Genomic DNA, 26,502 nt, shown 5'->3' with positions numbered 1-26,502 from the left:
TCTACGCCTGTTCCCTTACCGCGGTGCTGCTGATGCGCACCGGTTTATTGACGACAGAGGCAACCTGGTTGCGTCCGCCCTGTTTCGCCAGGTACATAGCCTGGTCCGCTTCCTGGATCAACTGATCGAGGTCGATCTCGCCGTCGTGGCACGCAACCCCGAGGCTGATCGTAATTGCGATTCGCTGGCCATCGACCTGCAGTGGATGATCGCCAATAGTGGTGCGAATGCGCTCGGCAAGTATACGGGCGGAATCGAGATCTGTCTCCGGTAGCACCAGCAAAAACTCCTCGCCGCCAGTGCGTGCCACCACATCGCTGGCCCGGCACAGCTGCTGGAGGCAGTTGGCCACAAAGCGAATGACCTGGTCGCCAGTATCGTGGCCGAAGTTGTCGTTTACCTTTTTGAAGTGATCGATGTCGCCTACGATCGCCGCGGTCTGGTGTCCCCCCCGCGAGGCGTGGGCAAAACTGATCTTCAATGCATCCTCCATGCCGCGTCGATTCAGTAGTCGCGTGAGCGGATCTTCCGTCGCCAGATGGGACAGGTGCTGCTGATATTCAATGAGTACGCTGGCCAGAAAGCCGATCGTAACCAACGCGTAGGACCAGCTGTAAACACCGAAGATGACGGTCTGGGCGAGCGTAATATCGTTGTCGACGGCGACAAAGTACATAGCCACCGGCAGGCCGACGACGGTGAGTAATGACGCGTAGGCGATGATGGCGTCGCCGACATTTCTGGCTTGAATGCTGCGCAGCGTACAAATGATGCCTGTGCCCGCAATAAACAGGCCCACTGCCGCAGAGTGCACAAAGAGCATTTGTTCCTGTGGAAGGAAAAAGATACTGAGTGTGGCAAGTACACAGACAACGCCGAAAACAACTCTTCCACGGGAAATGCCCGCGCGCTGACCGGCGGCGGCAAACAGGATGTAGCTGTTGATCATCGCTGTGACCGAGGGCACATCAATGCTCAGGTAGGCGTCGCTGCCCTGTTGCAGCGTGAGGGCAATCCAGCCGATGAGTGCTGTCATGAAGTATACGGTGAACAGGCCCAGCCCCTGTGGTGGGCTGTAGGAATCGCTCAGCACATAGACCACCAGCATCTGCGCCAGAGTCAGGGAGAAGATCAACCCGAGGTGCATTGTCGCCCAGTTTTCCGTGAAGATTTGCTCCATGCGTTACCGCTCAGTCCGCTGTCAGGTTAAGTCAATATTTTTGTCGGGGGTGGTCATTGTTGCGTTTGAGCCCCCTCCCCATACTGTGCGCCGATCCATCCAATGAATTATAGGGGTTTAAGCCAATGCTGCCGAGAGACTTTACTGAAGAACAGAACATGTTCCGCGATGCCTACCGCAAATTTCTGGCGGCTGAGATTGTGCCACATATGGAGGAATGGCGAGAGGCAGGTGTCGTCGATCGCGAGGCGTTCCGCAAGGCGGGTGAGCAGGGCTTTCTGATGATCTGGCCCGAAGAGCGCTACGGCGGTATGGGCGACGACGACTTCCGTTTCGAGCAAATCATCATCGAGGAAACCAACTATGCCCGCGTGGGTGATTGGTTTAATACCCTCCACAGCCGGCTGGTCGGCCCGTACCTGACGCGCTTTGGCAATGAAGAGCAGTGCGCCCGATTCCTGCCCAAGTGTGTCAGCGGCGAGTGTATTCTTGCCGTGGCCATGACCGAGCCCGACGCCGGTTCTGACCTGGCGGGTATGCGAGCAAATGCCGTAGAGCAGGATGACCACTGGGTGCTCAATGGCTCAAAGACGTTTATTTCCAACGGCATCAACGCTGACCTGGTGGTGGTGGCCGCCAAGACGGACCCGGAAAACAATCCGCACCACATGACGCTGTTCCTGGTTGAACGTGGCATGGAGGGATTCGAGCGGGGGCGCAACCTGAAAAAAATGGGTATGAAAGGCCAGGACACGGCTGAACTGTTCTTCAACGACGTCAAGGTACCCAAGGAAAATGTTCTCGGTGAACCCGGCAAGGGCTTTATCTACCTGATGATGGGACTGGCCGAAGAGCGACTGTTGGGCGCCGTGGGTTACCTCGCCGCGGCACAGCTGTCCTGGGATCTCACCGCCGACTATGTCAAAGAGCGCAAGGCGTTTGGTAAGCCCGTCTCAGCCTTCCAGAATACGCAGTTCAAACTGGCCGAAATGCGTACCGAACTCGACATGTCACAGGTGTATATCGATCAGTGTGTCAGCGCGTTCAATGCCGGCTCGTTCACCGCGGTAGACGCTGCCAAGGCCAAGTTGTACACCAGTGAACTGCAGGTGCGCATGGCAGAGCTGGGCGTGCAAATGCACGGTGGTCACGGTTACATGGATGAGTACCCCATCAGCCGCCAGTACACCGACGCCAAAATTTCTACGATCTATGCAGGCAGCTCTGAAGTGATGAAGCTCATCATCGGCCGCGAGTGCCTGGGCGACGATTACGTGCCCTTCAATACACGGAATTTTTAACACCAGAATTTATTTAGAGGAGAGATTTCATGGATTTGAATGGAAAAGTAGCCATTGTTACGGGCGGAGCGTCGGGCCTTGGCCAGGGAACCGTTGAGGCTTATGTGGCTAAAGGCGCTAAAGTGGCAATCTTCGATCTGAACGCGGAGCGGGCCCAGGCGGTTGTCGACAATCTCGGGGCCGACAACGTGGCGTTCTGGAGTGTCAATGTCGCCGACGAAAACAACGTGCGCACCGCCATTGCCGAGGTGGTAGAGAAGTTTGGCGCCATTCATGTGGTGAATAATTTTGCCGGCATCGGCAGCGCAGCGAAAACCTATGGCAAAAAAGGCGTATTCCCGATTGAGCAATGGGACCCTGTCATTGCAATCAACCTCACCGGCACCTTTAACGTGTCCCGCTACGCGGCCGAGCAGATGTCTAGGAATGAGCAGATTAATGATGACGGTGGCCGCGGTGTCATTATCAATACCGCGTCGGTTGCCGGCTACGAAGGGCAGGTGGGTCAGGTGGCGTACTCCGCCACCAAGGGCGGCGTGATCGGCATGACCGTACCCATGGCTCGTGACCTTGCCGGCTACGGTATCCGGGTGAACACCATTGTGCCCGGCCTGATTCATACGCCGCTGTTCGAATCGCTGCCAGAGCCGGCCTACAAGTCGCTGGAAGCGTCCGTGTGCTACCCACAACGCCTGGGCAAGCCTGCTGAGATCGCGCACCTGTCAGTGTTTATCGCCGAGAACGATTACCTGAACGCGGAGTGCATCCGCCTCGATGGCGCCATTCGCATGCAGCCACGCTAAGGAGCACATTATGGGACCTTTAAACGGCTATACCGTATTGGAACTGGCGGGCATTGGTCCCGCGCCCATGGGCGGCATGATTCTCGCCGATATGGGGGCCGAGGTGATCAGGATTGATCGCGCCGGTACCCCTCCCGGATTGCAGATGAAGGATGTTAGCAGCCGCGGCAAAAAGTCGGTGGCAGTTAATCTGAAAGATCCGGAAGGCATCGAAACGTTGCTGCGCATGGTCGAGAATGCCGATGTGATTATCGACCCCATGCGCCCGGGCGTGTGTGAGAAGTTGGGCATTGGTCCCGATGTCTGTCTGGAGCGCAATCCCAAGATTATCTTCGCCCGCATGACCGGTTGGGGGCAGGAGGGGCCGCTGGCCCAGGCGGCCGGGCATGACATTAACTACATCTCAATCACCGGGGCACTCTATGCAATGGGCCGCAAGGATGAGAAGCCGGTTGCGCCTCTCAACTTGGTGGGCGATATGGGCGGTGGTGGCATGCTGCTTGTCAACGGCATTCTCGCCGCGCTGCTTGAAACAGCCAACTCCGGGAAGGGGCAGGTGATCGATGCAGCCATGGTCGATGGTGCCGCACAGTTGATGTGGATGTTCCATGGCTTTCAGGCCATGGGTATGTGGAACGAAAAGGCGCGCGAATCCAACCTGCTCGACGGCGGCGCTCACTTCTACGATACCTACGAATGTGCCGACGGCGAATACGTGTCTATAGGATCCATTGAGCCGCAATTTTATGCGCTGCTGAAAGAGAAGATGGAATTATCCGAAGAGGAGTTCGGTGACCAGAACAACCCCGCGCTCTGGCCCGACCTGAAGGTTCGTCTGGAAGAGATATTCAAAACCAAAACCCAGGCCGAGTGGTGTGAGCTGATGGAAGGTACTGACGTGTGCTTTGCACCGGTGCTCAATTTTGTCGATGCGCCCACGCATCCGGCCAACGTGGCCCGGCAAACCTACATCGATGTTGATGGCGTGACCCAGCCGGCACCGGCCCCCGTTTTTCCCGCACACCTTCTGAAGTGCGCAATGGCGGTTCCGCCGCCGGCGCGGATACCGCCGATGTACTGGGCGCCATGGGTTTTGGGGAAGAGGAAGTGCAGGCCCTGAGAACCAACGGCGCTATCAGCTGAGGACGGGACGATGAGTAACTACGAAGCGGTAACCATTGAACGCCGAGACGGTGTGGCAATTGTCAGCTTTAATCGCCCTGATGCGCTGAACTCCTTTAATGCGGCACAGCGCCGGGATATTTTGCTGGCGGCACGTGAAGTGAACAATGACGACAGTATTCGCGTGGTCGTGTTGGCGGGTGCGGGTCGCGGCTTTGGTGCGGGGGCAGACCTGACTGAGTTGCCCATGAATGATCCTACCTGGCGTGTGGATGATCAGCTTAACCTGGAGTACAAGCCGGTCATGCTGGAAATATATCGTGCACCCAAGCCCTGGATCAGTGCAGTCCAGGGGCCAGCTGCCGGTGTCTCCAGTGCCTTCGCCATGGTCTGCGACCTGACGGTAATGGCGGACAACGCCTACATTTATCAAGCCTTTACGGCCATTAGCCTGGTGCCCGATGGCGGCGCAACCTGGCACCTGGTGAGAACGATCGGTCGTAAACGCGCCTATGAAATTATCGCTACCGGCGAAAAGCTGGGTGCCGAGAAATGTCTCGAGTGGGGGCTTTGTAACCGCGTGGTACCCAGGGATGAGCTTATGCCAAGCACGCTTGCATGGGCTGAGGAGCTAGCCGCGAAAGCGCCGCTGTCGTTGCGACATGCTAAACAGGCCGTGATCGAGGCCAGCGAGCAGGATCTTGGCCACACGATTTCCCGTGAGGCGGACCTGCAGTACCTCTGCCTGGAAAGTGAAGATGCCAAAGAAGGTACGCTGGCTTTTCTCGAGAAGCGCGCGCCTATCTGGAAAGGACGTTAAGGGCAAAATTCGTTATCCTAGGCCGGATATAAACATAAGAGAGCCTACTATGCGTGGATTGTTTACAGTGGCTGCCTTGTTGGCGGCCACGTCTGTTTCTGCTGCCGATAAACAGTTGCTCTGGGGCGACACACACCTCCACACCAATAACTCGTTTGATGCGATTACGATTGGCAACCGCACCATTGGCCCCGCCGAGGCCTATCGCTATGCCAAGGGTGAACCGGTGGTGCACCCCTATCACCGGGCACGTGTGCAGATCGGCGAGCCACTGGATTTTCTGGTGGTCTCAGATCACGCCGAATACCTTGGCACTGTTCGCTACATCTACGAGAACGGTGTGCCTACAGAGGGGCTCGGGGTGTTTGAGACGCTGGCAGCCTGGTTCTCTTCAGCAGTGATTACCTTTGGTATCGAAACCAAGTATGGGCCACTAGTGTTTGGTTCTCGCCTGCCCGTGGCTGAGGATCCAAAGATCGCCGGTGAGCGCATTATCGAGGAGGGTATGCCCATGGGGGGCTGCCTCCTATGCCCGACGTGGAGCGCTCCGTGTGGCAGGAAATTACCAATGCGGCAGATGCGGCGAACGAGCCGGGTGAGTTTACGGCGCTGATTGGTTGGGAGTGGAGCTCCAACGCCGGTGGCGTCAATATGCACCGCATCGTCATTACTGACTCCGGCGCAGAGACAGCGCAACAATACCAGCCCTTCAGTTTCCTGAATTCCCCTTTCCCGGAGGACCTGTGGGCGTGGCTGGAAAAAGCCAGTGCGAGCACCCAGGCTGATTTCATTGCCATTCCCCACAACTCCAATATCTCCAAGGGGTATATGTTCGACAAGCGTACCCTGCGCGGTGAGGACTTTTCCCCGGAGTACATCGCTTTGCGGGCCAAGTGGGAAACCGTTACTGAAGTGACCCAGATCAAAGGCGATTCGGAAACCCATCCGACGTTGTCGCCCGATGATGAGTTCGCCGACTTTGAGACGTTTGATTTTTATATTCAACAGGACGAGACGCCCTATGTAGTCGCGCCGGGTGACTACGTGCGCTCGGGGCTGCGCGCCGGGCTGGAAGTTCAGCAGGCGCTGGGAGACAACCCGTTCCAGTTCGGCTTGATCGGCTCGTCAGACGCTCATTCAGGCCTGGCAGGAGCCGAGGAAGACAATTTTCACGGCAAGTTTGCCGCCGACAGCACGCCCGAATCCAAGCAGGGCCTGGTCGATCTTGGCGATCGTCGCACGCCGGTGGGCTGGGATATGGCCGCGGCGGGGCTTGCGGCAGTGTGGGCAGAAGAAAACACTCGCGAGGCGATTATGCGCGCGCTCAAGCGGCGCGAGGTTTACGCCACCAGTGGCCCTCGCATTGGTGTGCGATTCTTCGCCGGCTACGAATATGGCGAAGGCATTCTCGACAGCGCCGAATTCTACGCGGAAGCCGCTGCCGGTGGCGTGCCCATGGGCGGGGAGCTTGCAGCTCGCGGTGATACCGCACCGGAGTTTCTGCTGATCGCTGAGAAGGAGGCCGATGGCGCCAACCTCGACCGGGTGCAGATCGTCAAGGGATGGGTTGACGAGGACGGTACAAGCTATGAGCAGGTGTTTGACGTTGTATGGTCCGGTGAGCGCGTCCCGGACGAGAACGGCGATCTGCCAGGCGTGGGCAGCACCGTGAATATCGACAATGCCTCCTATGCCAATACGATAGGCGCCGCCCGTTTGCAGGCGCGCTGGCAGGACCCGGATTTCAATGCCGAGCAGCATGCGTTTTACTACGCCCGCGTGCTGGAAATTCCCACGCCGCGACATTCGTTGTATGACGCTGTTGCCATGGGTGAGCCGTTACCGGCAGAGGTGCCCGCCACTGTGCAGGACCGGGCCTATACATCACCGATCTGGTATCGCCCACAATAGTTTGCCTCCTGGCAATAGACCTCGGGGCTCTGTTGCGCGAGAATCGTTGCTGGTTTGAGCGAAGAGGGTCGCCATGAGCGAGTCGTCATATACCGGGTTGGGCGACGGTATTACCAGTATCGACGCACATTACCTGAAACCGGGCCTGGTGAGCTTTTATCTGCTCGAACACGGGGGTGAATGTGCTGTTATCGACACGGGGACAGTGCACAGTGTCCCCGTTCTGGAGGCCTTGCTCAAGCAGCGCGGTATTGCCTCCGAACAGATTCGTTACATTATGCCTACCCATGTACATCTGGATCATGCAGGTGGCGCCGGTGCAATGTTACAAAGCTTCCCCGAAGCAACACTACTTGTGCATCCCCGGGGTGCCCGTCACCTGATTGACCCGGTGCGGCTGATCGCCGGCTCCATTGCCGTTTACGGTGAAGATCTTTTTGCCCAACTTTATGGGGATATCGTCCCTGCCCCCGCCGAGCGTGTGATCGAAGTGGGCGATGGCGATCGCTTTGAAGTGGGCGGCCGATCCCTTCTGTGTCGACACACGCCCGGTCATGCCGATCATCACTATTGCGTCTGGGATGAACACAGCCGTGGCTGGTTCGCCGGTGATATGTTTGGCATTTGTTATCACGAATTCCGACTGTCCGGTGGTGATTTCTGTATGTTGTCCACCACCCCGACCCAGTTCCGGCCGGATGCCATGCGCGAGTCGCTGAGGTTGCTGGGAGCTGCCAATCCGCAGCGCATTTACTTGAATCACTTTGGCGGCATCGACTATTTTTCTTCACAGTTAGAAGGATTGCTGGCGCAGGTGGATGGTTATGTCGATATTGCCGAGGGTTGCGGCGGGGATGCCGCCTTAATGGAAGAGGCCATTATGGATTATTGCAGTGAACAAGTGTTGGCGATGAACCCCGAATTAAATATGAGAGAGGTGCGTGAGAGCTTTCGCTTTGATGCCCAGCTCAATGCCCAGGGTCTGGCGGTATGGAAGGCGCGCCAATGAAAATGCTGTCGCGCTCTGATGATGCAACCATTGCCTATGAGCATGTGCCGGGTGTAGGCCCGGGCATCGTATTTCTCAGCGGCTTTAACTCCAATATGCAGGGCGACAAGGCCTTGTATCTCGATCAATGGTGTCGCGAACAGGGACGCCAGTTCACGCGCTTTGACTACTTCGGTCACGGCAGCTCCAGCGGTGATTTCGCCGAGGGTACGTTGGGACGTTGGATAGAAGACGCTATTCACGTTTTCGATGAGGTGACGGACGGACCACAGCTATTGGTCGGCTCGTCGATGGGTGGCTGGATTATGCTGCATGTTGCGCTGGCGAGATCAGAGCGCGTGCGTGCCCTGGTGGGAATTGCAGCAGCGCCTGACTTTACTCGCGGACTCGCGGAACATGGTTTGTCTCCCGAGCAGAAGCTGCAATTGGAACTGTCTGGGCTGTGTTTTATCGACAATTGCTACGACGATGGCGAGCCTTACCCGATCAGCCAGCAATTACTTGAAGAGGGCGCAGGGCACTGTCTACTGGCGGGCGAGGACATTGCTATTCCCCAGCCGGTGCGCCTGCTACACGGTCAATGCGATGGCGATATTCCCTGGCGCACTTCGCTAAAACTCGCCGAAAAACTCACCTCCACGGATGTGGAAGTACACCTGGTAAAGGACGGCGATCATCGTCTATCAAGGCCCGGTGATCTTGCGCGGCTGGGGCGCACTCTGCAGGCACTGCTCGGTCAGGAGTCTGTACATGGTTGATGCCGGCTATCTGATTCATGACTCCAGTCTGGATGAGCGGGCCCAAACCTGGGGTGAAGGCTTACAGTTTGTCCCCTGGGCTGAGCGCGAAGCGCTGCCGCAGGACGCAATTGTGCTGCTGTGGTTGGGTGATGAACAGATTCGCGATCTTGCGCCGCTGGTCATGGAGCGCAATTGGGCAGTAGGGGTGTTGCCACACCCGGATGCTCATGAAGCCTGCGTGACCCTGGGGGTTAAGGGTGACATGGCGACGCTGGTCGAACACTATCGCAATTGTGAGCCGGTTCAGGCCGATGCCCTCACCTGCAACGGAGAACTGGTGTTTTCATCCGTAGTGATCGGCCGGGTATTGTCGCTGCGGCCCTGGGATATCAATAGCCAGCACACCGCGACAAGTTTTTTCCGCGGCGCGCTCAAAGGTCTGGGGCAGCTCACCTTGAAGCCCTTTCGAATTACTACCGCCAAAGAGCAGGAAATCAATCTGGCGGCGCTGGGCCTGGTGGCAGTGTCGCAGACGCGCAGTTCCATGGTGGGAAGGCGGTTTGAAGACGGTGCTGGTGCCAGCGATGGGCGCGCATCACTGCTGGCGCTGGCCCCGCGCAGCATTCTTAGCTATCTGTGGTTTATGTTACGCCTGGCGCTGCCGGGTAAAGTTCAGTTCTCACGCCTGCCTGGGTATCTCGGTCTGATCCAGAGCAAGTCTCTCCACCTGGATGCACCCGAGGGCACTGAGTATCTGCTCGACGGTAAACCGGTGCACGGTAACGATCTCGAGTTATGTGTACACGAGAAGAGTCTGCGCGTATTGCCAGGTCCGGCGATGCGGCCCCGGGAAGAGCCTTCCGGCAATTCCTCGCGGGAGGTGCTGCGAATCAATCATGTTCCCGTCGATGACGCCGCGCGGGCCATGCAGGGCAAACAGCTGCCGATGTTCAATCACGCCAGCGAGAGCGAGTATCGGGAGCTGTTCACGTCGCTGCGCGAAAACGCCACCGCCAGTTCGTCGTTCCAGGTCCTGATGGTGCTCAGCGTCATGCTCGCGCTCACCGGGCTGTACGCAAATTCAGCGCCCGTGATTATCGGCGCGATGATTCTGGCGCCGCTAATGGCCCCAATTATTTCCCTGGCAATGGGCCTGGCCCGTTCTGAGGCGACGCTGATCCGCGGTTCGCTGCGTACACTGGCGATTGGCGTGGCCTGGGGCCTGGGCTGCGCAATTCTGCTCGCCTGGGTAATGCCATTTGATATTGCCACTGCTGAGATGCAGGCGCGAATGTCGCCGACCTTGTTAGACCTGATGATTGCGGTGATATCAGGCATCGCCGGCGCCTATGCGCATGCAAAGGAGGAGATTGCCAAAAGTCTTGCCGGGGTGGCCATCGCCGTGGCTCTGGTGCCGCCGCTGAGTGTGGCGGGTATCGGGCTGGGGTGGGGCGATTGGAATATGGCGTCGGGCGCACTGCTCCTGCTGACCACCAACCTGGTGGGCATCGCTGTGGCCGCCAGTGTCACCTTTCTGGTATTGGGCTTTGCGCCCTTCGAGCGCGCCCGCAAGGGACTGGCGGCATCACTGTTTTTGGTGGCAGTTATCAGCGTGCCGCTGTACGTCGCTTTCGCCCACCTCGTCGAGCGGAGTTCGCTTGAAGAGCGGGTCCCGGTAGGTGAGCTACAGCTACTAGGGCGCAAGGTGCACGTGGTGCGCGACCGAGTGAACCTGGGCGACCCGCCGGTGATTGCGGTGGTGGTCAGCTCCCGTGAGCCGCTGGATAGCGAGCATATAGACGCGTTAAAGGAAATTGTTTCGCGCAGTGTTGGCCAAGAGATCGAGTTGGAAGCACAACTCCACATCCGGCGCTGAATCTATGCGCTGGCTGCTGCTGTCATTTGCGCTGTTATTGGCGGGTTGTGGTGGTTACGAGGTCAAGAATCTCGCCAAGTCCGATATCGACCTGGTGGCAGATGAATTCATTGACGAGTCGCGTCGCCTGGTCCGCGAACTGACGGTCAAACTCTACAAGCGCAATCCCGCAGAGCTGGCCAAGAACCCTGGCATGGACCTCGAAAAGCGCTTGTTGCAATTGGTTCACAATCGCGGTGAGCTCAATTTCGCTGAACTCGGGGGCCGCCAGGAGACCGATGCATTGGGGTTGGTGTTTGATTCGCAGTTCAAGGGCGATCGGGTCTTTGCGCTGGTGGTTGGCCTGGGCGGCATGTTGCGGCATGCCTATGGATATAACGAAGAGCTGTTTCTCTTCGATTCACTGCAGCCTGAACCTTTGTGGACCAGCGCACACAATGTTGAAGTGCTTGCCTGGAAATTGCGACAGAACCGCCGGCCGGACGGAAGTCCCTGGTTGGTGACCAGTGAATATCAGGGTGAGATCGATAACCTGAGTTTCGAACGCCTGTTTGGCAAGCTTATTGTGTTACAGGAAATGATGGCCAAGATCGCTGGCGATGCGGACGATCGGCGAGTGACAAAGGTCGTACATACCGCCGGATCGGTATTTATTCCACTGCCGATCTAGGAGCGTGCATACAGGCTGAAATCATCCAGCTGCAGCGTTTCATGATCCCGTCTGAAAGTGCTGGCGCTATACGGGTAGAGCGTATCGTTCTCGCCCTTGTCGTTTACGTACCAGCTCTTACACGCGCCAGCTCCCCATACCGTGCCCCGCAGGGCATTGCGAATATCATCGACGTAGGCGCTACAGGCGCTGGTGGTCGGCTCGATCAGTTGGTTGTTGCCCGTCAAATCGATGGCCTGCATGATGAGCTTCATCTGGGCTTCGATCATTCCTACGACTGAGGTTGTGCCGGTGCCTGTATTGGGCCCGGTCGTCATGTAAAAATTCGGCAGCCGGGAATGAAACCACCCTTGTACACGTCGGGGCGTCCCTCGTCCCAGCGCTCTTCCAGCGTTTTTCCATCCGCCCCGATTACCTCGATGGCTACCAGGTGTTTTTCCATGTCGAAACCGGTGGCGTAGACAATGATGTCTGCAGGGTGATGGCGGTTATCGTTAGTATTGACCCCCTCGGCAGTAATAGCCTGGATGCCCTCTGTCACCAGTGCCACATTGTCGCGGTTGAGGCTGCTGTAAAAATTGTCTGCAATAAGAATGCGTTTACAGCCCATCGGATAGTCGGGGATAAGCTGCTCTGCCATTTCGGTATCGTCGACGCTGGAGCGGATATGGGATTTCACCATGTTCTGCATGGCTGTGCGCCGCCGGGTTTCTTTGCTGGTTTTGACAATGGGATAAATGCCAAGATCACCTTTGTAGAACAAACACTGGCGGTACAGCCAAGTCAGCCCCGGCACGTTGGCGAAGAGTTTTTTCATCCAGCCGGGGTAAGCGAAATCGTTGCGCGCGGCAATGTAGTTGGGGGTGCGCTGGTAAACATCCACATGTGCGGCCACTTTGGCTAATTCCGGCACCAGTTGTATTGCACTGGCTGCCGAACCAATCACGGCGACTCGACTTTTGCTAAAGTCGACGGTGTGGTCCCACTCGGCTGAGTGCATGCTGGTACCCTGGAAGTCTGATGTACCGGGTATGTCGGGAAAGGCAGGTACGTGCAGACCACCGGTGGCAAAGATAATGTGGCGCGACCATTGCACCTGGCCGTCGGCGAACGTGGTGCGCCAAAGCCCGTCCACGAGAGCGTGCTGGCGAATTTCCCGCTGTAGATGTATCTGATCGCGAATGCCGTACTTATTCGCACAGTGCTCGATATACGCTTGAATCTCGGGTTGTGGTGAATACTTGCGTGACCAGTCAGGATTGGGCTCAAAGGAATAGCAATACAGGTGCGATTCAATATCGCAGGCCGCGCCAGGGTAGGTGTTGTGCCACCAGGTGCCGCCAATGCCTGCGGCTTTGTCGTAGATACCAAAGTTATCAATACCTGCTTCGCGCAGTTTGATGCCGGCACATATGCCGCCGAACCCCGCGCCAACAACGAGTACGTCGAGAATGTCGGACATGTTTGCGGTCTGGCTCATGAGGCTCCCGAAAATGTTATTGTCTGCTGGCGTGCTATTTTTGAGAAAAAACTGCTGTTAATCAATACGCGGGCACAAATAGGTGTCACTTGAACCCTTGTGAAGTACAGTGAATAAGGTGGAAGGGATGAAAGAGCGCTCTGATGGAGCGCCTGGCGAAGGGGGCTTGAGGCTTGTCGGGGCAATTTGAAATACTTGGCACAGAGCACACCGATCGGCTGCTGGCCTTCGAGTCGGCGAATCGCCGCTGGTTCGAGTCGTTGATTGCGGCGCGCCCCGACGCCTTTTATTCACACGGCGGCGTTACCGCTCATATTGATGAGTGCCGGGACTTTTTCAGCGCCGGGCGGCTGGTGCCTCTGGTGTTGTGTGACGGTGAGTCAATCATAGCCCGGGCAAACCTGAAGGATATCAGTAGCCAGGGGCAGAGCGCCGAGGTCGGTTATCGCGTGGCCGAAGACTATTTTGGCCAGGGCGTGGCCTCAGCATGTTTGCGCCAGTTGGTGAATGTTGCTCGAGAGCGCATTGGTGGATGCCGGCTCTGGGGCCGTGTGCTGGACAATAACCCGGCATCGCGCCGCGTCCTGGAGAAGCAGCGTTTTTCACAGGTGGCCTATCAGCCGGCATTCGCAAAAATTCGCGGTCATGTCCTCGGATGCACTGTCATGGAGCGCCGCCTGGGCGACGTTTGATACGTCTGTTTATCAGCTCTCGCGATAACCCCTGGCCAATACCAGGGCAACAAAACCAAACCCTATCTCCAGCAACAAGTAGACGGCCAGCATCGGGCTGGGCATACCGTCGACGAGCAGGCTGAGTGCCCTGCCTGCTGCTAAACCCAACATAAATACAGCCACGCTATAGAGCGCCGCCAGTTTGAGTGCTTCGTTTCTGGCGCCGATTACCCAAAACAATGCGGTGCTCAGGTATAAGCCCATGACTGCGCGGAATACATGCTCTGTACTGACATTGTTGACCTTTATGCCGTAAAGAGCAGGTACGCTGCTGGAAGGCATTGCGCCGTGCGCGAGAGCAATAGGCGTCAGTCCCACCGCCGCCATTATCAGAAACAGGCTTTCTTTGTTCATAATGCCTTCTCAATCGATTGGGGGGTTAAGGTTGTTTTGCTATTCGGCCTGGAGTGCTTTGCCGAAGACGCTGCCCAGGCGATAGTCGATGACCCTGAGTGCAATGCTGGTGGGTACCTGCTGTCTATCGGCCAGGGCGGTTAAGTCATTAAATGAGAGATAGGTCTTGCCCGCGCCATCCTGCCAGACCAGAAACCTCTGGCAGAACGCATCCAGTCCCAGGGTGGGAGCCTCAGCCATGGCTTTGCCCCCCCGGGCGCGGGGCCACAGAATAGAATCATGTAAGCCTTCGGCAGTTCAATGCCCACAGTTGCCTCATTCGCCTGAAAATCGACCGTGGCCAAACATCACGGTATCGTCCTGTGCGTTGATAGCTGAGTTAATTTTGGTCAGTGATTCTTCAAAGTCGAATGGGCTGGCAATTGTGATAATGCCATCGGGCTGCATACGATTGTCCGTGAATGCGGAGATCGCGGAGGCGGGTACGTCTGCCAGGGCAGTATTCATTGCGTTTTGATAGCGTTCGGAAAATGTCGCGGTTGTGTCGTCCGCCAGCCGATAGCGCGAGGCAATATAATCGAAGCTGTTGTAAATCACTTCGCTGCGACCGGTTGTCAAGTTTTCAAAAGCCAGTGCGCGTAACGGGAGGTCGATTGCGATGAGCGGATTCAGCGCAATCAGCTCGCTTTCCAGCTGCGCATCGCTGAAGATAACCACACGGGCAGGCCCCATAATCGCACCGGCCTGATGCGCCAGGCGGGAGTGGTCAATATCCTCTATCAATTGCATTGACCTGTCTGCGGCCACGTTGGCGCTGATGCGGGCAATGTACTCGTCACTCTCGTGATACCGTTTAGCAGTTACCGGTGTGTCTTAACTGCAGGCGCTCAGTGCGGCAAAAATAGAGAGCAAGATCGTGCAAGCAAGGGCCTGTTTCATTTGTTGTGTCTCACTCAGCATTGATGGAGGTTCCTCTTTCACCGTAGGCGGCAAATGAACGTTTGTCATCACTATGTGATAACTTCGGTCTGTCTGCTAACCGGAAACTGAATATGACCCGTTCGTTTGTCTGTGCACTCCTGTTACTCAGCGCTGTACTTCCCGTCGCGGCCCGCGACGCCGGGGGCACGCTGGACGCTTTCCACCAGGCGGCTGCCGATGCGGACTTGTCAGCCTATGTGTCGCTAATGACCGACGACATTGTGTTTCTCGGTACTGACGGTGAGGAGCGCTGGGAGGGCGAGGAATTTCGGCGCTTTGCCCGGCCGCATTTTGAGTCCGGCAAAGGCTGGGAGTATCGTCCGGTGAGTCGCAATATCGCCTATAGCGCAGACGGAAGTGTCGCCTGGTTTGATGAGATGCTGGACCACGACAAGCTCGGTCAGTGTCGCGGCAGCGGAGTACTGTTGCGCGATGGTCAGCACTGGAAAGTCGCCCAGTACAATCTGAGCGTGCCGGTGCCCAATGAATTACTTCTCGATGTGGTCGAGCAAATTCAGGAAGGGCAGGATGCTGAGAAAGAATCGCCGGATGCCGAGAAAGTCAGCGAGTTGGAGCAGTCCGCAGCAGTGCCGACCTCGTGCCGCAAGAAACGGCACAAGACCAATCGGCCCGCAGGTTGTTAATCAGGTGGTGATGATTAACCTCAGTGCCTGCAATTGCAGGTTCGCGTGCGTAATATGGACCGCACACTCCTCGATCCGATAGCGCAGGTTGTCGAGCTCTTCTTCGCGTATTGAAGGGTTAACTTCACGCAGTGCCTCCAGGCGGGCAAGTTCTGCGCCCAACTGGCTGCGCATTTGCGACTCAGCATCCTTCAGAATGTCCTGGAGTCGCGCTTCTGCCTGAGCCGTAGCCAGGCTCATTTTTGCGTCTACCTCGCGGTGTACCTGTTTGATGATGGCCAGGGCCGTGGGCTTTTTTACGCGCTCGATTAATGTGTTGAGTCGCTCGTGGGGAACCAGTGCCGCCAGCTCCTTGCCGCGGGCATCAACGAGCAGGCGCATGGGCGTCAGGGGGAGGAAACGCTCCACTTGCAGCGCCTTCGGTGCGACACAGTTAACGGTATACAAGGCTTCCAACAGCATGGTGCCCGCCGGGACGCCCTTGAGCTTAATCGTACCGATAGCCGCATTGCCCAGCTCGGTGGAGTGCACCATGTCCATGGCTTCATGGATCATGGGGTGCTCCCAGGTAATGAACTCCATGTCCTCGCGTGACAGGGCCTTCTCGCGATCGAAGGTAACGGTGGTGCCCTCGTCGTTAACGTAGGGGAAGTGACCCGTCAGCATGTGTTCGGAGGGACGCAGCACCAGGGTGTGCTCCGAGTGAAACTCCTGGTCAACACCAAAGGCTTCACATAGCGCCTCCAGGTAGTTTTCCAGCGTGTCGCCCGCTTCGAGCGCATTGATCTCTTCGATAAGCGCGTCGGCTACATCCCGGCGGCAGGAGTTGCGTTCTATCAGTCTGTCACGGCCATCGCGGAGTTCCTCGCGGGTGCGATTAGTAAACTCGGCCGTATCGACGAGCAACTCGTCAAACGCCTCGGTGCGCTGATCCAGCTGGTCCTTGAGTCGCTCGCGGAAAGTCTCGAGAATCATGGTGCCGGCGCTGCAGCTGTCGCGGAAAACATCCAGGCCGCGGTCATACCAGTCGACCAGGGTCTCCTGTGGTGTGTCTTGCAGGTAGGGTACGTGGATTTCCACGTCGTGCTGCTGGCCCATCCGGTCCAGGCGGCCAATGCGTTGTTCCAGCAGGTCGGGATTGGCAGGCAGATCGAACAGAATGAGGTGGTGGGCAAACTGAAAGTTGCGCCCCTCGCTGCCAATTTCGGAACACACCAGGGTTTGAGCGCCATTCACTTCATCGGCGAAGTAGGCCGCCGCGCGGTCGCGCTCGATGATCGACAGGCCCTCATAAAAGGCAGACGAGCGAATGCCAGCGCGCATGTGCAGATAGTGCTCCAGAGCAACTGCGGTGGTTGCATGGGCGCAGATAACCAGCACTTTCTCCGGCCGCAGCTTCTTCAGGGTCTGAACCAGCCACTCCACTCGCGGGTCGAAATCGAGCCAACTCTCGTCGTAGTAGGGGAGTTCCGGGTGCAGGCGTTCTTCAAGCTCGACCTGGGCGTGAACATACTGTTCAGGTGCAGGCAGTGGGTAACGGTGCAAAACGCGCTGGGGGAAGCCTTCAACTGCCGCACGCGTATTGCGGAATAGAACCCGCCCCGTGCCATGCCTGTCCAGCAGCTGTTTTACCAGCTCCGTTGGCGCCAAATTGCGATCGAGATCAGCGGGTAGATTGTCAGGTATTGTGCCCGATTCCAGCGTGTCAGCCATGTCGCTCATCTGGCGATATTCGCGCTCTTGTTCCTGGAAGGCCTGCAGGTCGTGGAAGCGCGACGGGTCGAGAAGTCGTAAACGGGCAAAATGGCTGGCCTGGCCGATTTGTTCCGGGGTTGCTGTGAGTAGTAACAAGCCGGGGCTGCTTTGGGCCAGTGCCTCCACGAACCGGTAGTCTTCACCGGCCTGCTCTTCAGACCAGTGCAGGTGGTGGGCCTCATCGACGACCACCAGGTCCCATCCTGCGGCAAGGGCCAACTGCTGCAGGTGGTCGTTGTCTTCGAACATTTCGAGACTACACAGCACCAGTTGTTCGGCTTCGAAGGGGTTGCCGTCGGTCATTTGAGACAAGCGATCGATGTCGAACAATGCAAAGTGCAGGTTGAAGCGACGCAGCATTTCTACCAGCCACTGATGCATCAGGCTGGGGGGGAGTAATACCAGCACACGGCTGGCTCTTCCGGTGAGTAATTGCTGGTGAATAATCATGCCGGCTTCAATGGTTTTGCCCAGGCCGACTTCGTCAGCGAGCAGCACTCGCGGCGCGTGGCGCTGGCCAACCTCGTTGGCAATATATAGCTGGTGGTGTAGCAGGCTGGTGCGCGAGCCCATTAGCCCACGGGCGGGACTGCGCTGGAGCCGATCCACATGCGTCATGGTGGCTACCCGCAACGCGAAATCGCCGTTCTTGTCGAAGTGGCCATTGAGCAGGCGCTGCTGTGGTGTCGTGAGCTGGACAAAGGCATCCAGCTCGAGTTCTGAGACTGATAGCTGTTCTTCGTGGTGATCGGTACCTGTGTACATCAAGAGCCCATGCTGCTCGGCAACGTCGGTAACGATGAGCTCGACGCCCTCCACGGTATTGATGTGGTCGCCTTCCTTGAACCTCAGACGCGTCAGGGGCGCATTATCAATAGCATAGGTGCGCTCCTCGCCGACTGCGGGAAAGCTCAGGGTAATACGGCGCGGTTCAACTTCGACCACTACGCCCAGGCCGAGCTGGGCATCAGCGTGACTGACCCAGCGTTGTCCAATGAGGTATTCCATTAATGACTCTTGAAACCCATTATTTGTCAGGGAAAAAAAGTGCCAGGCTATTACGGTAGACCTGTCCCAGCAGTTCTTCCACCTCGATCTGCATCGTGGTGGCGACCTGTTCCGCCACAAAAGGCAGATAGAAGGGCGCGTTTGGTCGCCCGCGATAGGGCACGGGGGTGAGGTAGGGCGCGTCTGTTTCCAGCAGCGCCTGCTCAACTGGCGTGGCTGCAATCACCTCGCGGACGTTGTCGGCGCGATTAAAGGTGGCAATGCCGTTGAAACCCAGCATGAATCCTTCGCCCAGGCAGTATTCAGCCAATGCCAGGGAGGAAGTAAAACTGTGGATGACGCCTTTGCGCGGTAGCTTGCCACTGAAATTCGCCAGAATCGCTTGCGTGTCCTCGTCGGCCTCGCGGGTGTGGATAACCACCGGCAGGTCGGCGTCGACGGCAATCTGTAGCTGCTGCTCAAAAACCTGGCGCTGTACCTTGCGATCGGCGTGATCATAGAAATAGTCCAGACCGATCTCGCCCACCGCAATAATCCGTTCGTCCGCCACGTGTTCGCGAATCTCTGCTTCAACGCTGGGGGAGTAGTGCTCGGCCTCGTGTGGATGGATGCCCTGGGTACCCCAGATGTCCGCCGCGTAATCGCTCAGAGCGCGTACCCGGGCGAGGTTGTCGGGTGATACCGCAATCGTAATGATCCGTTCGATGCCGACATCGCGGGATTTTTCAAGGGTGCTGTCGAGCGCTTCGCCGTCCAGATAATCCAGATGGCAGTGGGTCTCGATGATTGGCGTCTGAAAGCGGGGTATGTCCCGCCGCTTCTTCTTGCTCATAGTCGTGTCGTAGTCTCAGGTGCTGCCTGCGGCCACCCGTTGGCGCAGTTTCCTGGGTTGGGTTGGGCGCAGCTCGCGGATGGTACAGGTGATCTGCTCCCATAGCCAGCTATGCATGGGGGAGTTTGCCGTGCGATGGTGGCTGACCAGAACGTAGTCGACGGAGATGTCCTCGGCGCCCGGGAAAGGTTGCGCGGTAATGCCCTGTGCGACGCTCTCGTTCTGTAGCAGAAACGCTGGGCCCGGCATGAGATAATCGGTGTTGCGCAAGACCTCCATGGCGGTCATCAGGTGGGAGATCTCCAGGGTGCCCCGAGACCACTGCCGAGCCTCCTCAAGGCTGGAGCTGATGGGCGTCACATCCAGTTGTTCGCGGTCAGAAACGTACAGGCGGATGATGGGGTACTGACCCAGATGCGTCTCGGTAACCGGCACCTGGCTCAAAGGGTGCTCCGCGCGCATGAGCAGCACTGGTGGGCTGCCGCCGAGATCAGCGATCCGGAAATCGCCGCCGTACTGGTTCTGGCGGATATGAATCGCAAAATCAAGATTGCCCAGGGCCAGTTGCTCCAGCTGATTTTCCACCCGGGTGATGATTTTGAGATGGAGCAGAGGCGCCTGCGCCTGTAGCCGGGCTGTGAGCGCTGGAAGCAGGGTGACACCAATGTATTCCGAGACCGCCAGGGTGACTTCTGCACTGCATTGCGCGGGGTCAAAGTGTGAGTTGCTGACCAGGTGGCTGATCCCGGCGAGGATCTCTGACAGGCCCTGGGTCAGTTCGTCAGCCCGGGGGGTGGGTTGCATGCCGTGGCTGGAGCGGGTGAAGAGGGGGTCATCAAATAGCGAACGCAGCCTGGAAAGGGTTTTGCTCATGGCCGGTTGGGTGATATAGAGGCGCTCTGCGGCCCGCGAAACATTTCGCTCTTCTAGCAATACTTGTAGAGAAATCAGAAGGTTAAGATCAATTTTGGCGAGTTCTCTGGTGTCCATAAGGCTGATATTACTCTAATTCATGTTTGCCATAATAATAATACATTGGATGCATATCACAACCAGGGCTATGCTTATCACAACTCGAAACACAGAGCCCCAAATGCCGGGGCTGACAGCGACACAAGCGCTGTCGATGGCATCCCATCCAGGTCCAACATAGAGTTATTTGTTCAAACCCGCCTTCTGGCGGGTTTTTTTATGCCCCGGCGATATGCCGGGCTCGTGCGAGGGCGTCTTCGGGTAGCTTTCCTAGCAGCACAATATGTAGAGCGCTTGGGCCGTGCGCGCCCTTAACCAGGGTGGCTTCGACATCTGCGGTGCTCGAGGGGCCCGCGATACAGTGGATGGCCCGGGGGCGTCGGGTCTGCTCCAGGGCAGGTGTCAATACGGCCCACAGCTGCTCCATGTCGACGAGTATATTCTGGGTCTCGACCAGCACGATCTGCTGTTCTGGGAGGAAGTGATTCAGGGCCGGGTTGTGTTTGCCGGTGGTCGTCACCAGTGCCCCGGTTTCTGCAATGGACCAGGGAGCATAGGCCAGGGTCACGGGCTCGCCCGGCTCCAGATCACCAAAGCGCGGCAGTACGCCACCGTCACGCCAGGGCATCGCCGCCAGTTGCGGGGCATTGCTGGACACCAGGCGGTGGCTGCGGTGGTGTTCGTAAAGATACTGGCCAATGGCCTTGACCGCGGCGATACGATCCTCTGCAACGGCGACGCTGGCCTGATTTTTCAGCGCCCGGGCGATGAAAGCGATGGCAGTATTGGCGTGCAGGAGGGACGCCGCAGGGGCTGTTCCAAATGTGCTCAGGTCGCGGGCAATATGCTCGGCGCTCTGGCCCGCGCTGGTGCCCCGAATACGCGCCATGATGCGCGATCGACTTTCGCTATTCATCGATTGCCTGCCTGGCCTGGTACTGGGCCATAAAGGTCTTACCCTGTGGTGCCGGGAAGTCCCTGGCGGAGGTCCATCCCCCGGCCAGAGGCAGGTGTTGAAAGCTGCCCTTCTTGCGCCCCAAGCGGGCCAGTAGGCCAAAGCCCAGATTCGTCAGTGCCCGATACAGTCCTGGCCTGGCAGCGACAAACGCGTGCAGCCGCATGCCAAAGCGCCAGCGGCGGGGTGTGACTTTCTGCTCGCTGAGGTCATGGCGCAAATCGCGGAGTAAATCGGGAAGCGGGATATCTGCTGGACACACTTCAGCGCAGCGGCCGCAGCTGGTGCAGGCATTAGGCAGTGCCTCGGCCTGCTCCAGTGAGCTAAGCAAGGGGGTGAGCACCGAACCTACCGGCCCCGGATAGACCGAGCCATAGCTGTGGCCTCCCACCGCCGCAAAAATAGGGCAGTGATTCATACAGGCGCCGCAGCGAATACACTGCAATACCTCGCGGTAATCGCTGGCGAGTATGTCGGTGCGCTCGTTGTCGAGCAGCACGATGTGAGTTTCCAGGGGACCGTCGCTGTCATCTTCGCGGCGGGGGCCGGAGTAGAAACTGGTATAGCAGGTCTGTGGCTGGCCGGTCGCGGAGCGTACCAGGAGTCGTTGCATGGCGGAGGCATCTTCCCCCCGCGGTAACAGCCGGTCCAGGGTGGTGCAGACGATGAGCACCGAGGGTAGATTGGCGCAGAGGTCGCCATTGCCCTCATTGGTGACCAGCATGCTGTAACCGGTATCAGCCACCAGGGCGTTGGCGCCGATGATGCCTACATCCGCCGTCAGAAAGGTTTCGCGCAGAACCCGGCGGGCTTCCGCGACAATGTCGGCCGGCTCATTGAGCTCGCGCTCGCCCAGGGCGTGTTTTTCCAGGAACAGATCGCGAATCGACTCCCGGGATTTGTGCAGGGCCGGGCCCACAATATGGCTGGGTGTTTCGCCCGCCTGCTGCACGATATATTCGCCCAGATCAGTTTCAACAACGTCCAGGCCGCCGCGCTCGAGATAGTGATTGAGGCCTGTTTCCTCGGTGACCATGGATTTACCCTTGGCTACCCGGCGGGCGTTGTGTTGCTGGCAGATGTCCAGCACGATGGAATTGAGCTCGGCGCCATCGCTGGCAAAGTGCACCTGGTTGCCGTTGTTGGTCGCCTCCAGTTCAAACCGTGCGAGGTAGTAATCCAGATTATCGAGGGTGTGCTGGCGAACGCGCTTCACGTGCTGGCGCAATTCCTCAAAGGCGCCGAACTCGTCCATGGCCATGTCGCGCATGAGCGGCAGGAATTGCGCCATGGCAGCGCGTCGTTTGACTTCCGGACCATCGCTGAGAGCGTCGTGGCTGAGCGCGTAGAATAACTCGCTGTGGTTTTCCACCGTCAGTGGTCCCCTTCGCCTATCGCCGGTCCGTACAGGTCGCCACTGAGAATTTCAGCCACGTGGCGGACTTCGATGGCAAGGCCTTCCCGGCGAGCACGACCTGCCAGGTTGAGCAGGCAACCGAGGTCGCCACCGGTCAGGATGGCGGCCTCCGTCGCAGCTGCGCTGGCCAGTTTGTCGTCAGCCATCTGAGCAGATATGCCCGGCATCTTCGCGCAGAAGGTCCCGCCGAAACCGCAGCAGACGTCGCTTTGGTGCATTTCGGCCACTTCGACGTCGCACAGCGTTTTCAGCAGCTGGCGCGGTTGTTCGCGAACGCCCATTTCCCGCAGTCCCGCGCAACTGTCGTGATAGGTGATGGGTGGCAGGGCCGTGGGATGGGCGGGGGCGGTGTCGAGCTTGACCACGTCGGTGAGAAAACTGGTCAGCTCCCAGGTCTTCTCCGCCAGGGCCAGGGCGCGTTCACGCCAGGCGCCCTCCAGCAACCGTGGGTAGTGGTGGGCAATCATGCCGGCGCAGGAGCCGGAAGGCGCTACGACATACTCGGCGTGTTCAAATAACTCGATGGTGCGCTTGGCCAGAGGAATTGCGCTGGCGAATTCGCCGCTATTGTAGCCGGGCTGGCCGCAGCAGGTTTGTTCGGTCGGTACCGATACCTCGCAGCCCGCCTGCTCCAGGAGGCGCAGCGCGGCGAAAGCAACCGAGGGGCGCATCAGGTCTGCCAGGCAGGTGACAAACAGGGAAACTTGTGGCGCGGTAGTGTCGTTCATTCAGGCCAGTGCCCCAGGATATTGGCAGCCAGTATATCCCAATAACGACAGTGAGCCAGTGTCCTGGCGCTAGAAGCTGCCGGCAACCAGCACCACCGCGGCGATGACCAGTGAAGCAGCGCAGGCGAACACACCTACGGCGATGGGATGACGTACTTCAAGCAGCTTCACCAGTGCTGTTTTGCGGTCCACCCGAGCGCCCTGGCGCGCCAGCGGATAAATCTGGTCGGCCACTTGCTCGGGATTCAGATTGGGTATCAGTGCTGTCCCGGTAAAGACAACAACGTCATCAACCATCAGAAAAGGGCCGCGGTAATGGATGCGCGCGCCCTTTGCCAGGTGGTACATATCCCGGTGGTCGACCAGGGCGAGCGTGTCGTCACAACGGCCCACGTGGCCACTTTCGCCCCTGCCGTAGAGCAACAGGCCGACAGCGGGGCCGGCCAGGGCGATGATTGCCGCCAGCGCCTCATGCGCGCTGGCGTTGAGGCCCGCCACCACAAGTAATGCCGCGAGACAGATTAGGCCGTAGCCCAATCCCGTGCGCAGTAAGTCGCGGCGACGATCTTCAACGGGTTCTACCCAGGTGATGCTGTCACTGTACTGGTCCAGTGGCTCGGCGCCGCGGGCAGGGCGGTTGACGTAAACCAGGCTGCGCAGGTACTGGTGGCCGGTGTAGGCGAGTGCGCCGACCACGGCGATCAGGCATAGCGAGAACGCGACAGCCCAGACCACACTTTTGATGGTTTGTGTGCGCTGCTGTTCTCCTTTGAGTTCTGCCAGCAGGTCTGAGCTGACGTCTGCCTCCGGCTCACCGGTCTCACTAAAGCGCAGTATCTGTGTGGTGCCAGGATGAAACAGCAGTACTTTCTGGCCCCAGCGCAGGAGTCGACCGTCGGCGAGCGGGTCCGGCGCGGGGAGGTCGCGCAGATACTTCCAGTCACTGTCAAACAAGTACAGGCCGGCGCTGCCCGTTTCCGGGTTGTAGAGATTGACCCACCAGTAGTCGTCAGAGCGAACAAAATCACGCACCCGGGTCTGGGCCTCGGCCAGGGCCTGGGGCGGCAGAAGCAACACTTCATCCAGTTGTTTGCCAAAGGCTTGATCTTCATAGCGGAATACGCCCACCGCAGGTCCTTCGGCGCTGTTGATCAACATCAGCCCCTGATCCAGGCGCAGGGCCGGCCCGGGGGTGAAGCTGTGATCCACTTCGGCGAGCACGCTGCCCTCGGGTGAGAGTTTGAGCAGGGAAGAGGCGGCGGCGCTGGCGGCAAACAGCTGGCCGTTGAGTTCGTGCACAGCCACGGCGTCCGGCGCGCTCTGCAATGGAGTGTTTGCAAGCGAGTTGCATTGGCGTGTGCTGAGGTCGCAGCGCCATAGTCCCGCAGCCGCGTCATTTTCCGCTTCGCTAGCCCAGAGGAGCAGCTCGCCAGCGGGCGTAAAGGTGAGGCTACGGGCACCTGTTGCCAGACCCAGTTCTGTCAGTGACAAGCGGGTACGGCCCACACCGGAGCGGTCGTGGATCAGCAGCATGTCGGCGGCCTGCACCAGCAATGTGCCATTGGATGCCGCCAGCACATAGGCGGGCCCTGACACAGGTTCGACCGGATCTAGACTGATGTATCGGCCACTGAGTAGAAGGGCTACAGCCAGTACGGCGGCAGCGATCGCCAGCGTGCGATGAAATGTTTCCCGGGCCAGTTCAGCGCGGCCGCGCACCTCCGCGTTATTGCGGAAGGGGTGGGTGCGATAGTCGTTGGGGGCGCCTGTCTGACGCTTGCGCACGGGGCCCTGGCCGAGTTTCTCTCGGCGGGGAAGTTCCATGGCAGAGCGAACCGTGCCCTCCCGGCTTGCCAGGGACGTCTGGCTTGCGAGCTCGGCAGCGCCGCGGGCAATGGCCTGTTCTTCGAGACGTTGGCGTTCGGTCTCGCGTTCTTTTTCCAGCGCCAGCTCGTGTGCCTTGCGTGCCTCTTCCTGTTGCTTGATATGCGCCTTTTCGGCTCTTCGTGCCTCGCGCTCCGCCTCCTGTGCCGCCCTTCTTGCATCGGCCTCGCGTTGGCGCCGGGCCGCTTCCTCGACCCGCTGGCGCTCAATTTTCTGCTGCTCGATACGTTTCTGCTCGGCGGCTTTGGCAGCGGCGAGTGCCTCGGCCTGTTCGCGCTCTCGGCGCTCGGCGGCCTCTCGCGCTTTCTTTTCCTCCAACAGACGGGCTTTTTCCTCTGCCGCCGCTTCCTTTTCGGCTTTGCGTTTTGCGGCAGCCTCCTGCTCGGCTTTTTTGCGCGCCGCCTTTTCCGCCCGTCGCTTTTCGGCCTCTGCCTCGCGCCGCGCTTTATGTTCGCGTCGCCGGGCCTCTTCTTCGGCTTTGCGCTGCCTGGCCTCTGCTTTGCGCCGGGCCTCGGCTTCGGCCTTGGCCCGGCGTTGTGCCTCTGCCTCGGCCTCCTTGCGGGCTCGCTGCTCTGCCTTCACCCTGACTCGCTCGTCGGCTTCGGCCTGCTTGCGGGCGGCCTCCTCGGCATTGCGTTGCGCTCTCGCCGCAGCGGCTGCCTGGCGTTGGGCTTCTTCTTCGGCCAACTGGCGGGCGCGCGCAGCCGCTTCTTCCTGTTTGCGCCGGGCCTCTTCCTCGCGCAGCATGGCTTGCTTTTCTCGCTCGGCCTTGCGCCTTGCCGCCTGGGCGAGTTGCTCACGCTCCAGCTCTTGCTGGCGTGCTTTCCACTGCGCTTCCTGGGATTCGCGTCGTTCGCGCTGCTGGCGCTGGCGGCTGCTCTCGAGTTTGCGTTGTTGCTCGCGAGCGATGCGCTCCTGGGCCTCTTGCTCGGCCTGGAGCCGGGCCTCTTCCCATTTGGCTTGTTTGGATTGGCTTTCCTGTTCTGCCGATTCCTCAACCTTGCGTGGGGCGTCGGGTTCGCTGGCCATACCGGAGGCATCGATTTTGCGCAGCTCTGCCTCAACGCCCAGCTTGCGCAGCTTGGCGTAGTATTCGGCGGCGACTTTGCGCTCGATATTGCGGCGAAGAATAATGGTTTCGCCGGAGAAGAAGCGTTCGAGTTGCTCCGGATCCCGAATGTCGAACATTTTGGCAAAGCGAGCCTTTACCTTTGCCGGGTCACGGCCCGGCAGAATCTCACCCCAGAACGTGAGGTTGAACTTATTCACCTCGCGTTTTCCATCCCCGTGTTATGTCGTTGTAAAGGGGCAATGTACGGCGTGCAA

At 58.6% G+C, this 26,502-nt stretch carries 25 protein-coding genes; 12 read left to right on the top strand and 13 right to left on the bottom strand.

Going from position 1 to position 26,502, the window contains the following annotated elements:
• Position 1 precedes the first annotated feature (1 nt).
• Positions 2 to 1,180 carry a GGDEF domain-containing protein gene (locus tag BST95_RS15835; protein ID WP_084200486.1) on the bottom strand — a complete coding sequence of 393 codons (1,179 nt, stop codon included), beginning with the start codon at positions 1,178 to 1,180 and terminating at the stop codon, positions 2 to 4.
• Positions 1,181 to 1,305: 125 nt separating this feature from the next.
• Here BST95_RS15835 and BST95_RS15830 point away from each other — a divergent pair, with 125 nt between their 5' ends.
• The 10 genes from BST95_RS15830 (at position 1,306) to BST95_RS15790 (ending at position 11,432) form a co-directional block, all read left to right on the top strand.
• Positions 1,306 to 2,481, top strand: a complete 1,176-nt coding sequence (locus BST95_RS15830) for an acyl-CoA dehydrogenase family protein (protein WP_066048507.1) — start codon at positions 1,306 to 1,308, stop codon at positions 2,479 to 2,481.
• A 29-nt stretch (positions 2,482 to 2,510) separates the two neighbouring features.
• Positions 2,511 to 3,284 carry an SDR family NAD(P)-dependent oxidoreductase gene (locus tag BST95_RS15825; RefSeq protein ID WP_084200485.1) on the top strand — a complete coding sequence of 258 codons (774 nt, stop codon included), beginning with the start codon at positions 2,511 to 2,513 and terminating at the stop codon, positions 3,282 to 3,284.
• Positions 3,285 to 3,294: 10 nt separating this feature from the next.
• Positions 3,295 to 4,404 carry a CaiB/BaiF CoA transferase family protein gene (locus tag BST95_RS15820; protein ID WP_338073387.1) on the top strand — a complete coding sequence of 370 codons (1,110 nt, stop codon included), beginning with the start codon at positions 3,295 to 3,297 and terminating at the stop codon, positions 4,402 to 4,404.
• Positions 4,405 to 4,437: 33 nt separating this feature from the next.
• Positions 4,438 to 5,226, top strand: coding sequence for an enoyl-CoA hydratase/isomerase family protein (locus BST95_RS15815; protein ID WP_084200484.1), 789 nt, complete (start codon positions 4,438 to 4,440; stop codon positions 5,224 to 5,226).
• 49 nt (positions 5,227 to 5,275) lie between these two features.
• On the top strand, positions 5,276 to 5,839 hold the full coding sequence (locus BST95_RS20685) for a DUF3604 domain-containing protein (RefSeq protein ID WP_240500213.1): 564 nt from the start codon (positions 5,276 to 5,278) through the stop codon (positions 5,837 to 5,839).
• On the top strand, positions 5,776 to 7,137 hold the full coding sequence (locus BST95_RS15810) for a DUF3604 domain-containing protein (protein ID WP_240500212.1): 1,362 nt from the start codon (positions 5,776 to 5,778) through the stop codon (positions 7,135 to 7,137). Before BST95_RS20685 ends, BST95_RS15810 begins: the two co-directional genes overlap by 64 nt.
• A 73-nt stretch (positions 7,138 to 7,210) precedes the next feature.
• Positions 7,211 to 8,146, top strand: coding sequence for an MBL fold metallo-hydrolase (locus tag BST95_RS15805; RefSeq protein WP_084200483.1), 936 nt, complete (start codon positions 7,211 to 7,213; stop codon positions 8,144 to 8,146).
• On the top strand, positions 8,143 to 8,904 hold the full coding sequence (locus BST95_RS15800; protein WP_084200482.1) for an alpha/beta hydrolase: 762 nt from the start codon (positions 8,143 to 8,145) through the stop codon (positions 8,902 to 8,904). The genes BST95_RS15805 and BST95_RS15800 overlap by 4 nt, the downstream gene beginning before the upstream one ends.
• Positions 8,897 to 10,762: a TIGR00341 family protein gene (locus tag BST95_RS15795; protein WP_084200481.1), complete on the top strand. Its 1,866-nt coding sequence runs from the start codon at positions 8,897 to 8,899 to the stop codon at positions 10,760 to 10,762. Before BST95_RS15800 ends, BST95_RS15795 begins: the two co-directional genes overlap by 8 nt.
• A 4-nt stretch (positions 10,763 to 10,766) precedes the next feature.
• Entirely contained in the window at positions 10,767 to 11,432 is a 666-nt protein-coding gene (locus BST95_RS15790; RefSeq protein WP_084200480.1) for a hypothetical protein, read from the top strand.
• Here the strand turns inward: BST95_RS15790 and BST95_RS15785 are convergent.
• Positions 11,429 to 11,749, bottom strand: a complete 321-nt coding sequence (locus BST95_RS15785) for a hypothetical protein (protein ID WP_157114504.1) — start codon at positions 11,747 to 11,749, stop codon at positions 11,429 to 11,431. The two genes, BST95_RS15790 and BST95_RS15785, sit on opposite strands and share 4 nt — an antisense overlap.
• Positions 11,746 to 12,912, bottom strand: coding sequence for a flavin-containing monooxygenase (locus BST95_RS15780; protein ID WP_084200478.1), 1,167 nt, complete (start codon positions 12,910 to 12,912; stop codon positions 11,746 to 11,748). Before BST95_RS15780 ends, BST95_RS15785 begins: the two co-directional genes overlap by 4 nt.
• Positions 12,913 to 13,085: 173 nt before the next feature.
• Between BST95_RS15780 and BST95_RS15775 the strand changes: the two genes are divergently transcribed.
• Complete coding sequence (locus BST95_RS15775; protein WP_066048470.1) at positions 13,086 to 13,604, top strand: GNAT family N-acetyltransferase; 519 nt, start codon at positions 13,086 to 13,088, stop codon at positions 13,602 to 13,604.
• 12 nt (positions 13,605 to 13,616) lie between these two features.
• Here the strand turns inward: BST95_RS15775 and BST95_RS15770 are convergent, their stop codons facing one another.
• From BST95_RS15770 to BST95_RS15760, 3 genes are all read right to left on the bottom strand, one after another.
• Positions 13,617 to 14,000 carry a DUF4345 domain-containing protein gene (locus BST95_RS15770; RefSeq protein ID WP_084200477.1) on the bottom strand — a complete coding sequence of 128 codons (384 nt, stop codon included), beginning with the start codon at positions 13,998 to 14,000 and terminating at the stop codon, positions 13,617 to 13,619.
• A gap of 39 nt (positions 14,001 to 14,039) precedes the next feature.
• Entirely contained in the window at positions 14,040 to 14,240 is a 201-nt protein-coding gene (locus BST95_RS15765) for a DUF302 domain-containing protein (protein ID WP_084200476.1), read from the bottom strand.
• A gap of 75 nt (positions 14,241 to 14,315) precedes the next feature.
• On the bottom strand, positions 14,316 to 14,789 hold the full coding sequence (locus BST95_RS15760; RefSeq protein ID WP_084200475.1) for a DUF302 domain-containing protein: 474 nt from the start codon (positions 14,787 to 14,789) through the stop codon (positions 14,316 to 14,318).
• Between the two features lie 263 nt (positions 14,790 to 15,052).
• Between BST95_RS15760 and BST95_RS15755 the strand changes: the two genes are divergently transcribed.
• Positions 15,053 to 15,625 (top strand): nuclear transport factor 2 family protein, encoded by a 573-nt coding sequence (locus BST95_RS15755; RefSeq protein WP_084200474.1) that lies wholly within the window; start codon positions 15,053 to 15,055, stop codon positions 15,623 to 15,625.
• On the opposite strand, the gene rapA is transcribed toward BST95_RS15755, so the two are convergent.
• The 7 genes from rapA to BST95_RS15720 form a co-directional block, all read right to left on the bottom strand.
• A complete protein-coding gene (rapA, locus tag BST95_RS15750) occupies positions 15,626 to 18,388 on the bottom strand; it encodes an RNA polymerase-associated protein RapA (RefSeq protein ID WP_084200473.1) in 2,763 nt (920 codons plus the stop codon).
• 19 nt (positions 18,389 to 18,407) lie between these two features.
• A complete protein-coding gene (locus BST95_RS15745) occupies positions 18,408 to 19,220 on the bottom strand; it encodes a TatD family hydrolase (protein ID WP_066048451.1) in 813 nt (270 codons plus the stop codon).
• Positions 19,221 to 19,235: 15 nt separating this feature from the next.
• The gene (locus tag BST95_RS15740; RefSeq protein WP_084200472.1) at positions 19,236 to 20,210 is read right to left on the bottom strand and encodes a LysR family transcriptional regulator; all 975 of its coding nucleotides are present in this window, start codon (positions 20,208 to 20,210) and stop codon (positions 19,236 to 19,238) included.
• Between the two features lie 199 nt (positions 20,211 to 20,409).
• Positions 20,410 to 21,108 (bottom strand): LutC/YkgG family protein, encoded by a 699-nt coding sequence (locus tag BST95_RS15735; RefSeq protein WP_084200471.1) that lies wholly within the window; start codon positions 21,106 to 21,108, stop codon positions 20,410 to 20,412.
• Positions 21,101 to 22,519 (bottom strand): LutB/LldF family L-lactate oxidation iron-sulfur protein, encoded by a 1,419-nt coding sequence (locus BST95_RS15730; protein ID WP_084200470.1) that lies wholly within the window; start codon positions 22,517 to 22,519, stop codon positions 21,101 to 21,103. The genes BST95_RS15735 and BST95_RS15730 overlap by 8 nt, the downstream gene beginning before the upstream one ends.
• 2 nt (positions 22,520 to 22,521) lie before the next feature.
• A complete protein-coding gene (locus BST95_RS15725; RefSeq protein WP_084200469.1) occupies positions 22,522 to 23,292 on the bottom strand; it encodes a (Fe-S)-binding protein in 771 nt (256 codons plus the stop codon).
• Between the two features lie 69 nt (positions 23,293 to 23,361).
• Positions 23,362 to 26,445, bottom strand: coding sequence for a hypothetical protein (locus tag BST95_RS15720; RefSeq protein ID WP_084200468.1), 3,084 nt, complete (start codon positions 26,443 to 26,445; stop codon positions 23,362 to 23,364).
• Between the last annotated feature and the right edge of the window lie 57 nt (positions 26,446 to 26,502).

The organism is Halioglobus japonicus (genome assembly GCF_001983995.1).
Lineage (GTDB): Bacteria > Pseudomonadota > Gammaproteobacteria > Pseudomonadales > Halieaceae > Halioglobus > Halioglobus japonicus.
This window is presented reverse-complemented; position numbering and strand designations above follow the sequence as displayed.